Source organism: Verrucosispora sp. SN26_14.1 (genome assembly GCF_004307965.1).
GTDB lineage: Bacteria > Actinomycetota > Actinomycetes > Mycobacteriales > Micromonosporaceae > Micromonospora.
Window position 1 is genome coordinate 1 of record NZ_SISL01000143.1, and the last position, 12,892, is coordinate 12,892.

A 12,892-nucleotide genomic window follows, 5' to 3' on the forward strand; every position below is an offset into this window, starting at 1 on the left:
CCTCCAGGCCGAGCAGCCCGCCCCCGAGCACCAGCGCCCGCCGGGCACCCCGGGCCGTCGCGATGATGCGCCGGCAGTCGTCCAGCGTGCGGAACGCGACCACCCGGTCCGGCAGGTGGGCCGCATCGAGACCGGGCAACGGCGGCACGACCGCCCGCGCACCCGTGGCGAGCACCAGATGGTCGTAGCGGATCCGGTCGCCGTCGTCGGTGCGTACCTCCCGGGCGGCCCGGTCGACGGCCCGGACGGTGACCCCGGTGCGGACGTCGACCCCCCGCCCGGCCGCCTCCGCCAACTCCACGTCCAGCTCGCTGATCTTGCCGGTGAGCAGCGTCGACAACATGATCCGGTTGTACGCCCGATGCGGCTCCGCGCCGAGCACGGTGACCTTGAGGTCCCCGCCCCGCCCGCGCAGCTCGCTCGCCAACCGGGCACCGGCCATCCCGTTGCCGACCACGACCACCCGATCGCCGCTCATGGCAACACTCCGCTGCGCTCCGCGTCGCCTGGTGCGACCTTCTCCAGGCGGACGGCGCAGATCTTGAACTCGGGCATGCCGGAGATCGGGTCGACCGCGTCGTTGGTGACGGAGTTGGCCCGTGCCGCGCCGGCCCAGTGGAACGGCGCGAAGACGGTGTCCGGCCGGATCGCCGGACTCAGCCGGGCAGGCGCCCGGAACTCGCCTCGCCGGGAGACCACCCGGATCGGTTCGCCGTCGGCCACCCCGAGCCGATCGGCCAGATCCGGGTGCAGCTCCACGAACGCGTCGGGGGCGGCCCGGCGCAGCGCCGCCACCCGCCGGGTCTGTGTGCCGGACTGGTATTGGGCGAGTACCCGGCCGGTGGTGAAGTGCAGCGGGTACTCCGGACAGACCTCCTCGGCCGCCGGCCGGTGCTCCACCGGGTGGAACCGGGCCAGCCCGTCCGGGGTGGCGAAGCGGTCCGCGAAGAGTCGGGGCGAGTCCGGCCCGTCGCTGCGTGGGCAGGGCCAGAACACCCCGTCCGCCTCGTCGATGCGGTCCCAACTGATGCCGGCGTAGTCGGCGAGCCCGCCCGCCGAGGCCCGCCGCAGTTCCTCGAACACCGCCTGCGGATCGGCCTCCGGCACACCCGCTCCCGCGTCGTCGCTCGCGTCCGCGCCGGGTGTTAGGAGGGGACCCTTGCTATGCACGAGGCGATAGGAAGGGGCCCTTCCTTTCAGAAGGTCCTCGATGGCGGCGAGGATGGCGAGGTCGGTGCGGACACCGGTCGGCGGGGGGCGGAGCGCGCGTCGGCGCAGCACCCGTCCCTCCAGGTTGGTCATGGTGCCGTCCTCCTCGGCCCACTGCGCCGTGGGCAGCACCACGTCGGCCAGCGCGGCGGTCTCGGAGAGCAGGAAGTCGGCGACGACGAGCAGGTCCAGGTCGCGCAGCCGGCTCTCGATCCGGGCCGCGCGCGGTGCGGAGACCACCGGGTTGGAGCCGAAGACCAGCAACGCCCGGGGTCCGTCCGCGGTGCCCAGTGAGTCCAGCAACCGGTACGCCGGCGCGCCCGGACCGGGCAGCTCGTCTGCGGGTACGCCCCAGACCTCCGCGACGTGTGCCCGGGCCGCCGGATCGTCGATCCTGCGGTACCCGGGTAGCTGGTCGGCCTTCTGCCCGTGCTCCCGGCCGCCCTGGCCGTTGCCCTGCCCGGTCAGGCAGCCGTACCCGGAGCCGGGCCGGCCGGGCAGGCCGAGGGCGAGCGCCAGGTTGACGAAGGCGGTGACCGTGTCGACGCCCTTGGCGTGCTGTTCGGCGCCCCGGGCGGTGAGGATGATCGCCCGTTCGGCGGTGCCGAGGGCGCGGGCGGTCGCCTCCAGGTCGGCCACGGGTACGCCGGAGAGCGCCTCGGCCCGAGCCGGCCACCAGCCCGCCACGGCACGGCGTACGTCGGTGAAACCGTTGGTGCGGGTGGCGACGTACGACCCGTCGACGTAGCCCTCGGTCAGCACGGTGTGCAGCAGTGCGTTGGCCACCGCCAGGTCGGTGCCGGGCAGGGGTTGCAGGTGCAGGTCGGCCTGCCGGGCGGTGGCGGTGGCGCGCGGGTCGATCACGATCAGCGTGCCGCCGCGTTCCCGCTGTTCGGTGAGCCAGCGCACCAGCGGTGGCATCGTCTCGGCCGGGTTCGCGCCGACCAGCAGCAGGGTGTCCGCCCGGCCCAGGTCGGCGAGCGGGAACGGCAGTCCCCGGTCGACGCCGAAGGCCCGCATCCCGGCTGCGGCGGCCGAGGACATGCAGAACCGTCCGTTGTAGTCGATGTGTCGGGTACGCAGCGCCACGCGGGCGAACTTGCCCAGTGCGTACGCCTTCTCGTTGGTGAGCCCGCCGCCGCCGAAGACGGCGACGGCGTCGCGGCCGTGCCGCTGCTGTACCTCGCCCAGCCCGGTGACGATGCGGTCCAGCGCCGCCTCCCAGCTCGCCGGTACGAGTCGGCCGGTGGCCGGGTCGCGCAGCAGCGGGGTGGTCAGCCGGTCGGGGTGGTCGAGCAGCTCGGCGGAGGTCCAGCCCTTCTGGCAGAGGCCGCCCCGGTTGGTCGGGAAGTCCCGGGGGTGTACGGAGATCCGGTCCTCGTCCTGGCGCAGGGTCATCCCGCACTGGAGGGCGCAGTACGGGCAGTGCGTCGCCACCTCCCGGGGTGTTTCCCCCGATCGAGTCGCCGACCGTGCACCGTCTGTCATGTCGGCAAAGCGTGCCGTTGGGCGGTTTCCGGTCGGCGTCCCGTTTGTTTCGGCCCTGTCAAGAGCACCTCACACCGCACGTCGGCTGCGCGCGGGGTCGAGAGGTCTACAATATGGAACGAAAATCCTGTCATGTGGGAAGTGTGCGCGACGGCGACGGATCGGGGGGATCGACATGGATGTGGCTCAGGCGTTCGACGCGGTGGCCGGCAGCTACGACGCCGCGCGGCGGCGACTGGTGCCCTGTTTCGACGGGTTCTACGGCACGGCCGTCGAGGTCGTCGAGCCGGCGTTGCGTGCCGCCCGCGCCGCCGGGCGTACCCCCGAGGTGTTGGATCTGGGCGCCGGCACCGGTCTGCTGTCGTCGCTGGTCGCCGCCGCCGTGCCCGGAGTCCGGCTGACCCTCGTCGACGCCGCGCCGAAGATGCTGGCCGTCGCCGCCGACCAGCTCACCAGCCGGGGCGTGCCGCACCGGGTGGTGGTGGCCGACCTGACCGACCCGCTGCCCGACGGGCGCTACGACGCGGTGGTCAGCGCGCTCGCCGTCCACCACCTCGACGACGCCGGAAAGCGGGACCTCTACCGGCGGGCCGCCGAGGCGCTGGTGCCCGGAGGCGTCTTCGTCAACGCCGAACAGGTCGCCGGCCCCACCGCCGAGCTGGACCGGCGTTACCACGAGGTCTGGCTGGCCCAGATCACCGCGCGCGGCTCCGACGCCGACGAGATCGCCGCCGCCGCGCAGCGGATGGCGTACGACCGGCCGGCGTCCGTGGGGGAGCAGTGTCGTTGGCTGTCCGACGCGGGGCTGACCGATGTGGACTGCTTCTTCAAGGCGTGGCGGTTCGCGGTCTTCGGCGGCCGTGCCCCGGGTGCCAACGGCCCGTCCGGCGACAGCTCGCGGTACTCGACGGATGACTGATGGTCATACCAGCGGGTAGTCTGACCGGCATGACAGCCAAGGTGACTCTGTCGTTCTCCGACGAGACGATCGCGGAGGCCAGGCGGTTCGCCAAGCGCGAAGGGCTCTCCCTGTCGGCCTGGATGGATCAGGCTGCCCGGGAGAAGGCCCTGCGTGAGGTCTTCGCGGCGCACGCCGCCGCGGTCGGGCGGGCCGGACTGGACCTGGAGTCGGCCTCGCTGGCCGACGCGCAGGAGGTGGGCATGGTCGACGACCTGCTCTTCGGCGGTCGCCCGCGTGCTGCGTAGGGGCGAGGTCTGGCGGATCGCCGGGGCTCGCGAGCGGCTCGGGCTCGTGATCAGCTCGGATGTCTACAACTCCACCGCGGTGCCCATCGTGATCGTCGCCGAGGTGGTCGAGGCGGCGCTGCTGCGCGACTCGCCCCTGGCGGTGCCGATGGGCGGCTGGGTGGTCATGCCGGACCGGATCTCGTCTCCGATGAAGAAGTGGTTCGCCGAGTGCGTGGACGTCGCCGACATCGAGACCATGCGCCGGATCGACCGGGCGCTGCGCATCCTCCAGCAGCTCTGACCGTTCCTCACCACCGGCGCGCGGCGCCGGTGCGCTCCCCGTTGCGCCGTCGACCCCGAGGGCGAACGCCACGGTAACGCTCGATTCCTAGCTTCGGCGCCATGACCACCACGAGCACGCGCCCCGAGGTTATCGAGGACACGCAGGACCTGGACCGCAGGCCCGGTCGCTGGATCGGGCACTGGACGCCGGAGGATCCGGGATTCTGGCGTACCACCGGCAGTCGGATCGCCCGACGCAACCTCATCTGGTCGATCTTCGCGGAACACATCGGTTTCTCGGTGTGGCTGCTGTGGAGCATCGTCGTCGTCCGGCTCGGCGACGCCGGGTGGCAGTTGACCACCAGCCAGGCGCTCTGGCTGACCGCCGTACCGAGCGGGGTGGGGGCGCTGCTGCGGTTGCCGTACACCTTCGCCGTGCCGGTCTTCGGCGGACGGAACTGGACGGTCGTCTCCGCGCTGCTGCTGATCGTGCCCTGCGCCGGCCTGGCCTGGGCGGTCGAGCATCCGGAGATCGGGTTCCTGCCGTTGCTGCTGATCGCCGCGAGCGCCGGTCTCGGCGGCGGCAACTTCGCCTCCAGCATGGCGAACATCTCCTTCTTCTACCCCGAACGGGAGAAGGGCTGGGCGCTGGGCCTCAACGCGGCCGGCGGCAACATCGGGGTCGCGGTGGTGCAGTTCGTCGTGCCGCAGGTGATCGTGCTCGGCGGCGGGCTCGTGCTGGCCCGCGCCGGACTGATGTACGTCCCGCTCGCGGTGATCGCCGCCGTCTGCGCGTACCTCTTCATGGACAACCTGGTCGAGGCCAAGGCCGACGTGGGGCCGGTCTGGTCGTCGCTGCGGCACCGGGACACCTGGATCATGTCCCTGCTCTACATCGGCACCTTCGGCTCGTTCATCGGCTACTCGGCGGCCTTCCCGACGCTGCTCACCTCGGTGTTCGGCCGGCCGGACACCGCGTTGGCCTGGGCGTTCCTCGGCGCTGCGGTCGGCTCGTTCTGCCGGCCCTTCGGCGGTCGCCTGGCCGACGTCGTCGGCGGTGCCCGGGTCACGGTGGTCAGCTTCGTGCTGATGGCCGCCGGTGCGCTGGCCGCCCTCTGGTCGGTGGAGCGGCGCAGCATGGGTGTCTTCTTCGCGGCCTTCCTGCTGCTCTTCGTCGCCACCGGGGTGGGCAACGGCTCGACCTACCGGATGATCAGCAAGATCTTCCGGGTCAAGGGCGAGGACCTGGGCGGTACGCCGGAGGTGATGCTGGCGATGCGTCGGCAGGCCGCCGGTGCGCTGGGCATCATCTCCGCGGTCGGCGCCTTCGGCGGTTTCCTGGTGCCGATCTGTTACGCCTGGGCCCGGTCGACCTACGGCGGGATCCAGCCGGCCCTGCGCTTCTATGTCGGTTTCTTCCTGGTGTTGCTGGCGGTCACCTGGGTGGCGTACCTCCGGCCGGGGTCCCGGATGGCGCGGGCACGGGTCTGAGGGGGTATTGTCCCTCCATCCGGCGCGCCCGCCGGACCCCCGTTTTGACCGGCCGACGGGGCTACGGGTATCGTTGCCTGCTGTTGTACGACATCTGTGGGCGTGCCGCCTGAGGTACGCTTGGTCGTTCGTGCGCGCTGGTCCGACCGGGAAGCCCTGGTCACCTCGGCGCGCTACCCCAGACCGACGACGAGACAAGGTAGACCTGTGCGTACGTACAGCCCGAAGCCGGGTGAGATCGAGCGTCAGTGGCACGTCATCGACGCCTCTGATGTCGTGCTGGGCCGCTTGGCCACCCACGCCGCCACGCTGCTGCGGGGCAAGCACAAGCCGACTTTCGCGCCGCACGTCGACACGGGCGACTTCGTCGTCATCGTGAACGCGGGCAAGGTCGCGCTGACCGGCAACAAGCGGCAGCAGAAGATCGCCTACCGCCACTCCGGCTACCCGGGCGGCCTGAAGCAGGTCGGTTACGAGGAGCTGCTCGCCAAGCGCCCCGACCGGGCCATCGAGCTGGCTGTCAAGGGGATGCTCCCGCACAACAAGCTCGGCCGTCAGCTGATCAAGAAGCTGAAGGTCTACGCCGGTGCCGAGCACCCGCACGGCGCGCAGCAGCCGGCGCCGTTCGAGATCAAGCAGATCGCGCAGTGAGCGCGGGCGAAGGAAGCAGCATGACCGACATCACCGCCACCGAGGTCGCCCCCGAGGCCACCGAGGCGCCGGCGCCCGTCGCCCGCGCGCCTCGTGGTGACCGCCCGATCCAGACCGTGGGTCGGCGCAAGGAGGCCATCGTCCGAGTCCGGATCGTGCCGGGCACCGGCAAGATCACGTGCAACGGACGCGACCTGGAAGCCTACTTCCCGAGCAAGGTGCACCAGCAGCTGATCAAGGACCCGCTGGTCACCGCCGAGAAGCCCGAGGCCTTCGACGTGATCGCCAACCTGCGGGGCGGCGGCACCACCGGCCAGGCCGGTGCGCTGCGGCTGGCCATCGCGCGGGCGCTGATCGTCAACGAGCCCGACGACCGCCCGGCCCTCAAGAAGGCCGGCTTCCTGACCCGTGACGCGCGGGTCAAGGAGAGCAAGAAGTACGGCCTCAAGAAGGCCCGTAAGGCTCCCCAGTACTCGAAGCGCTGATCTCCAGCCGCACCTTGTACTTCTGACGGACGGCCGGTCCGCCTCCCCTCGACCCGGGGAGGTGGACCGGCCGTCCGCTTTTCACCTGTAACGGCAGTTTCATCGGAGGTTGGTGGGTATGGGCCGGTTGTTCGGCACGGACGGCGTACGCGGGCGGGCGAACGTCGACCTCACCCCGGAGTTGGCGCTCTCGGTGGCCGTCGCGGCCGCCCACACCCTCGCCGAGTCGGATCGCAGTCACGCTCCGATCGCCGTGGTCGGCCGGGACACCCGCGCCAGCGGCGAGATGCTGGAGGCGGCCGTGGTGGCCGGACTGACCAGCGCCGGAGCGACCGTGGTCCGGGTCGGCGTGCTGCCCACCCCGGCGGTGGCGTTCCTCACCGCCGAGGCCAAGGCGGATCTCGGGGTGATGCTCTCCGCCTCGCACAACCCGATGCCGGACAACGGGATCAAGCTCTTCGCGGCCGGTGGGCACAAGCTGCCCGACGAGATCGAGATGCGGATCGAGGCGGCCATCGAGGCCAACGCCACCACCGCCTGGACGCGGCCGGTCGGTGCGGGAGTGGGCCGCGTACACGACCTGCTCGACGGCGCCGACCACTACGTGCAGCACCTGGCGGGCACCGTGCCGCACCGGCTCGACGGGATCAAGGTCGTGGTGGACTGCGCCAACGGCGCCGCCGCCGAGGTCGCCCCGGCCGTGTACCGCGAGGCGGGCGCCGAGGTCGTCGCGATCTACGCCGAGCCGGACGGGCTCAACATCAACGACGGGTGCGGCTCGAACCACATCGCCGCCCTGCAACAGGCCGTGGTCGAGCACGGCGCACACCTCGGTATCGCGCACGACGGCGACGCCGACCGCTGCGTGGCGGTCACCGCCGACGGCGACGAGGTCGACGGCGACCAGGTGATGGCGATCCTGGCGCTGGCCATGCGGGAGGCCGGCACGCTGACCGGGGACACCCTGGTCGCCACCGTGATGAGCAACCTCGGCCTGCGCCTGGCCATGTCCGCCGAGGGCATCCGGCTGATCGAGACCAAGGTGGGCGACCGGTACGTGCTGGAGGAACTGCGCGCCTCCGGGCTGGCGCTCGGCGGTGAGCAGAGTGGACACATCGTCATGCCCGCGTACGCCACCACCGGCGACGGGGTGCTGACCGGGCTGCACCTGATGGCCCGGATGGCCGCCACCGGCCGGACCCTGGCGGACCTCGCGGCGGTGGTGACCAAGCTGCCGCAGGTGCTGATCAACGTGCCGGTGGGTGACCGCACCGTCGGTGCCGCCGCGCCCGCCGTCCGCGCCGAGGTGGAACGCGCCGAGGCCGAGCTGGGCGAGACGGGACGGGTGCTGCTGCGCCCCTCGGGCACCGAGCCGCTGGTGCGGGTGATGGTCGAGGCGGCCACCGAGGCGACCGCACGGAAGGTCGCCGAGCGGATCGCCGAACAGGTCCGCACGGCCAGCCCGGCCTGACCGACGCGACGGCCGGTACACGCGGCAGGGCGGCCGTGGTGCCCCCTGCTCACCTGGTCGGCGGCGCGCCGTCGGGCCCGGACGCGGTGACCGCCGGGTCAGGCGTGCGCGCCTGCCCGGCGTAGCCGGGCCACCGCCTCGGTCAGCACCTCCGGGCGTTTGCAGAACGCGAACCGCACCAGCCGCCGGCCGGCCTCCGGGTCGTCGTAGAAGACCTGGGTGGGTACGGCCACCACGCCGCAGCGCTCCGGCAACGTCCGGCAGAAGTCGACGCCGTCGGTGCCGCCGAGGGCGGTGATGTCGGCGGTGACGAAGTACGTCCCCTCCGGCGTGAGCACGTCGAAGCCGGCGTCGCCGAGCCCGCTGATCAACTGGTCGCGGCGGGCCTGCATGCCGTCTCGGAAGTCGGTGAAGTAGGCGTCGGGCAGGGCGAGGGCCACCGCGACCGCAGGTTGCAGTGGCGCCGCGTTGACGAAGGTGAGGAACTGCTTGACCCGCAGCACCGCCGAGACGAGTGCCGCCGGACCGCTGACCCAGCCCACCTTCCAGCCGGTGCAGGAGAACGTCTTGCCGGCCGACGAGACGCGGAGCGTGCGCTCGCGCATGCCGGGCAGCGTGGCCAGTGGGACGTGCCCGGTCGACGCGTCGGTGAAGACCAGGTGCTCGTACACCTCGTCGGTGACCGCGTACGCGCCGTGCTCCTGGCACAGCTCGGCGATCAGCGACAACTCGGCCGGGGTGAAGACCTTGCCGGTCGGGTTGTGCGGGGAGTTCAGCAGCACCAGTCGGGTCCGCGGCCCGAACGCGGCCCGCAGGTCCGCCGGGTCGAAGGCGTACCGCCCGTCGTCGCCGGGCCGCAGCGTGACCGGTCGCCGGACGGCTCCGGCCAGCGTGACCGAGGCGGCGTACGAGTCGTAGTAGGGCTCGAAGCAGACCACCTCGTCGCCCGGCTCGCAGAGACCGAGGATCGCGGCGGCGATCGCCTCGGTGGCGCCCGCCGTGATCACGATCTCGCCGTCCGGGTCGTACTCCAGGCCCCAGAACCGGCGCTGGTGTGCCGCCACGGCGGCGCGCAGCTCCGGTACGCCGGGGCCGGGCGGGTACTGGTTGCGGCCGGCCCGCAGCGCCTCGGCGGCGGCGGCGAGCATCTCGGGCGGGCCGTCGGTGTCCGGGAAACCCTGTCCGAGGTTGACCGCGCCGGTACGCACGGCCAGAGCGGACATCTCGGCGAAAACCGTCGTCCCGAACGGGCGCATCCGGCTCACCAGGGGGTCGACATCGGTGCTCGTCACACGGTCAGGGTACGGCTGGGCCCGGTCGTCCTGCCCGCCCCCGCTTGCGTGCGAGGTGACACCGATCACCGTGTAGCGCTAATCGCTCAAATTCAGTGATTGTTTACCCGGCTTTCGCGCAGACATCGTGAGCGGATCTGGTTAGGCTGCCTCCCATGTGTGGAATCGTGGGGTACGCCGGCAGTCGGCCGGCGCTCGGTATCGTGCTCGACGGCCTGCGGCGGCTGGAGTACCGCGGCTACGACTCGGCGGGTGTCGCCGTGGTCTGCGACGGGCAGCTGCTGACCGAGAAGAAGGCCGGCAAGCTGGCCAACCTGGAGAAGGTGCTCTCCGAGCGTGCCGCCGAGGACCCGGCCGGCTGCGGAGCCAGCCCGATCGGCATCGGCGACGGCACCACCGGCATCGGGCACACCCGGTGGGCCACCCACGGCGGCCCCACGGACCGCAACGCGCACCCGCACCTGTCACCCGACGGCGGGGTCGCCGTGATCCACAACGGCATCATCGAGAACTTCGCCAAGCTCCGCACCGAGCTGGAGGACGACGGCGTCCAGTTCGTCAGTGACACCGACACCGAGTGCGCCGCGCACCTGCTCGCCAAGGCCCTGGCCGAGCTGCGGGCCGCCGGCCACCCGGACGGGCCGCAGTTGCTCGCCGCCGCCATGCGGGTGGTCTGCCAGCGGCTGGAGGGTGCCTTCACGCTGCTCGCGGTGGACGCCGGGGTGCCCGGAGCCGTCGTCGGCGCGCGTCGCAACTCGCCCCTGGTGGTGGGGCGCGGCAATGGGGAGAACTACCTCGCCAGCGACGTCGCCGCGTTCATCGAGTACACCCGCGAGGCGGTCGAGCTGGGCCAGGACCAGATCGTCCTGATCACCGCCGACACCATCGAGATCACCGACTTCGCCGGTCAGCCCGCCAGCGGCAAGGACTTCCACATCGACTGGGACTCCTCGGCCGCCGAGAAGGGCGGCTACGACTGGTTCATGCTCAAGGAGATCGAGGAGCAGCCCCAGGCCGTCGCCGACACGCTGCTGGGCCGGCTGACCGAGAGCGGCGAGATCATGCTCGACGAGGTCCGCCTCAGCGACCAGGACCTGCGCGACGTCGACAAGATCTTCATCGTCGCCTGCGGCACCGCGTACCACTCCGGCATGGTCGCCAAGTACGCCATCGAGCACTGGACCCGGATCCCCTGCGAGGTGGAACTGGCCAGCGAGTTCCGGTACCGCGACCCGGTGCTGGACCGCTCCACCCTGATCGTGGTGATCTCGCAGTCCGGCGAGACCATGGACACCCTGATGGCGCTGCGGCACGCCAAGGAGCAGAAGGCCCGGGTGCTGGCCATCTGCAACACCAACGGTTCCACCATCCCGCGGGAGTCCGACGCGGTGCTCTACACCCACGGCGGTCCGGAGATCGCCGTCGCCTCGACCAAGGCGTTCCTCACCCAGTTGGTCGCCTGTTATCTGATCGGGCTGCACCTGGCCCAGGTGCGGGGGATCAAGTTCGCCGACGAGGTGGCGGCCGTGGTCGATCAGCTCCACCAGGTGCCGGACAAGCTGCGGGAACTGCTCGGTCGGATCGAGCCGGTCCGGGAGCTGGCCCGGGAGCTGAAGTCCGCGCCGACGGTGCTGTTCATCGGCCGGCACGTCGGCTACCCGGTGGCGCTGGAGGGTGCGCTCAAGCTCAAGGAGCTGGCGTACATGCACGCCGAGGGCTTCGCGGCGGGTGAACTCAAGCACGGCCCGATCGCGCTGATCGACCAGGGCACCCCGGTGATCTGCGTGGTGCCGTCCCCGGTCGGTCGCGGCCTGCTGCACGACAAGATCGTCTCCAACATCCAGGAGGTACGCGCCCGGGGCGCCCGCACCATCGTGATCGCCGAGGAGGGCGACGAGGCGGTCGTCCGCTACGCCGACCATCTGATCTACGTGCCGCGTACCCCGACGCTGCTCGCCCCGCTGGTGACCACCGTGCCGTTGCAGGTGCTCGCGGCCGAGATCGCCGCCGCCCGGGGGCACGACGTCGACCAGCCGCGCAACCTGGCCAAGTCGGTCACCGTGGAGTAGCACGGGGCGCTCACCGGCCGAGCACCACTCGCGCCATGCCGTCCAACGCGGGGTTGGCCGGATCCCAGTAGCCGGTGTGACCGTACCGGCCACTGGGGAACGTCCGACCTCCGAAACCCGGCTCGGCCGGGTCGCGCCCGAACCAGCGTTCGTCGTCCGACCCGGCCAGCCAGTCCAGGACCGTGCCGACCGGCGAGGCGCCGAGCACCGCCTGCCGGGCCAGCTCGTCCGGTGGGCGGGTCAGCCGGATCACGTCGTCCGGAGCGGTGCTGGCCCACACCTGCTCGGGCGGGACGCCCAGCTCGGAGGCGTGTCCCACACCGACGCCGGGCGAGCCGACGAAGACCAGCGCGTCCGCGGCGAGCCCATGGTCCCGGGCGGCGGTCCCGACCACCAGCGACCCGTAGCTGTGCCCGAGCACCGTCTGCCGGGCCGGTGGTCCGTCGTGGGTGGCCCGCAGTCCCTCCTGGAACCGGTGCAGCGCCTCGCCCGCGTCCCGGGCCTGCCCGTCCCGGGCCGCCTCGTGCAGGAAGTCCGGGGCGTCGTAGTCCAGCCAGAGCACCGCCGAGGTCTCCTGGCCCGGTGCCAGGTCGGCGCAGCGGGACAGCACCCGGGCCGCCCGGCCCAGCTCGCCGGTGGCGTCGTCCAGCCCGGCGGTCATCCCCGGCACGTACGTCACCACGCCGGTGGCGCGGTCCGGGTCGCCCAGCGCCACCACCGTGCGTCCTTCGCCGCCCACGTCCAACCCGAGCAGGTACGCCCGGGGTGACCCCGTCGCGTCGAGCCGGGTGGCGAGCGCGTCCAGCCCGGTCAGTGCGGCGTCCACCGCGCGCAGCCCGGCCACCTCCGCCGGACCGCGCGGCACCCGGGCCAGCAGCCGTTCCCACCGCGCCCGGAGTTCCTCCCGCCGGATGCCCAGCAGCGAGCGGTTGGCCTGGTCCCGGTCGGCGGCCGGCACCCCGTCGAGGCGACCGACCAGCTCCGGCTCGTGCAGCACCAACCAGCGACGCTGTGCCGTGCTGAGCCCGGTCCACCACTGGCGTACCCGGGCGGGGTCGGTGTGCGGGGCGGGTCGGCCCGGCGGAGGCGGGACCACCCAACCGGCGGCGGCGTCCCGCGACAACTGCCCGAGGCGTCCGGCGGCCTCTCGGTCGGCCGCCCCGGCCAGGTCGAGTGCGTCCCGCAGGCCGGTGGCCACCGGGGTCACCGTGGCGGCGGCCCGCTCCGGCGGCACCCGCGCCGGGTCGGGGCCTGTCTCTGAGACAC

General features: G+C 72.3%; 11 protein-coding genes and 2 pseudogenes. 8 read left to right on the forward strand and 5 right to left on the reverse strand.

What is annotated here, in order from left to right:
• The 3 genes and pseudogenes from EYA84_RS14865 to EYA84_RS14870 all read right to left on the reverse strand — a co-directional run.
• The coding region (locus EYA84_RS14865; RefSeq protein WP_161594973.1) for an FAD-dependent oxidoreductase at positions 1 to 478 on the reverse strand (478 nt) is incomplete at its 3' end.
• Positions 475 to 1,092, reverse strand: a pseudogene (locus EYA84_RS34065) (molybdopterin oxidoreductase family protein); the annotation flags it as partial. The gene EYA84_RS14865 and the pseudogene EYA84_RS34065, both read right to left, overlap by 4 nt.
• 113 nt (positions 1,093 to 1,205) lie before the next feature.
• Positions 1,206 to 2,697 (reverse strand): annotated as a pseudogene (locus EYA84_RS14870) (molybdopterin oxidoreductase family protein); the annotation flags it as partial.
• 175 nt (positions 2,698 to 2,872) lie between these two features.
• Here EYA84_RS14870 and EYA84_RS14875 point away from each other — a divergent pair.
• From EYA84_RS14875 to glmM, 7 genes are all read left to right on the forward strand, one after another.
• A complete protein-coding gene (locus EYA84_RS14875; RefSeq protein WP_131053667.1) occupies positions 2,873 to 3,616 on the forward strand; it encodes a class I SAM-dependent methyltransferase in 744 nt (247 codons plus the stop codon).
• Positions 3,616 to 3,903, forward strand: a complete 288-nt coding sequence (locus EYA84_RS14880; protein ID WP_387260316.1) for a hypothetical protein — start codon at positions 3,616 to 3,618, stop codon at positions 3,901 to 3,903. The genes EYA84_RS14875 and EYA84_RS14880 overlap by 1 nt, the downstream gene beginning before the upstream one ends.
• Positions 3,893 to 4,186: a type II toxin-antitoxin system PemK/MazF family toxin gene (locus tag EYA84_RS14885; protein ID WP_131053669.1), complete on the forward strand. Its 294-nt coding sequence runs from the start codon at positions 3,893 to 3,895 to the stop codon at positions 4,184 to 4,186. The genes EYA84_RS14880 and EYA84_RS14885 overlap by 11 nt, the downstream gene beginning before the upstream one ends.
• 101 nt (positions 4,187 to 4,287) lie before the next feature.
• Positions 4,288 to 5,658 (forward strand): NarK family nitrate/nitrite MFS transporter, encoded by a 1,371-nt coding sequence (locus EYA84_RS14890; protein WP_131053670.1) that lies wholly within the window; start codon positions 4,288 to 4,290, stop codon positions 5,656 to 5,658.
• Between the two features lie 207 nt (positions 5,659 to 5,865).
• Positions 5,866 to 6,309, forward strand: coding sequence for a 50S ribosomal protein L13 (rplM, locus tag EYA84_RS14895; protein ID WP_131053671.1), 444 nt, complete (start codon positions 5,866 to 5,868; stop codon positions 6,307 to 6,309).
• A gap of 20 nt (positions 6,310 to 6,329) precedes the next feature.
• The gene (gene rpsI / locus EYA84_RS14900) at positions 6,330 to 6,794 is read left to right on the forward strand and encodes a 30S ribosomal protein S9 (protein ID WP_102658823.1); all 465 of its coding nucleotides are present in this window, start codon (positions 6,330 to 6,332) and stop codon (positions 6,792 to 6,794) included.
• A gap of 118 nt (positions 6,795 to 6,912) precedes the next feature.
• A complete protein-coding gene (gene glmM, locus EYA84_RS14905; RefSeq protein ID WP_131053672.1) occupies positions 6,913 to 8,265 on the forward strand; it encodes a phosphoglucosamine mutase in 1,353 nt (450 codons plus the stop codon).
• Between the two features lie 98 nt (positions 8,266 to 8,363).
• Here glmM and EYA84_RS14910 read toward each other — a convergent pair whose 3' ends face one another.
• Positions 8,364 to 9,557, reverse strand: coding sequence for a pyridoxal phosphate-dependent aminotransferase (locus EYA84_RS14910; protein ID WP_131053673.1), 1,194 nt, complete (start codon positions 9,555 to 9,557; stop codon positions 8,364 to 8,366).
• A 155-nt stretch (positions 9,558 to 9,712) separates the two neighbouring features.
• On the opposite strand from EYA84_RS14910, the gene glmS reads away from it, so the two are divergent.
• The gene (gene glmS, locus EYA84_RS14915) at positions 9,713 to 11,626 is read left to right on the forward strand and encodes a glutamine--fructose-6-phosphate transaminase (isomerizing) (protein ID WP_131053674.1); all 1,914 of its coding nucleotides are present in this window, start codon (positions 9,713 to 9,715) and stop codon (positions 11,624 to 11,626) included.
• Positions 11,627 to 11,636: 10 nt separating this feature from the next.
• Here glmS and EYA84_RS14920 read toward each other — a convergent pair.
• Positions 11,637 to 12,892: alpha/beta hydrolase (locus EYA84_RS14920; RefSeq protein WP_131053675.1), on the reverse strand; the 1,256-nt coding region annotated here is incomplete at its 5' end.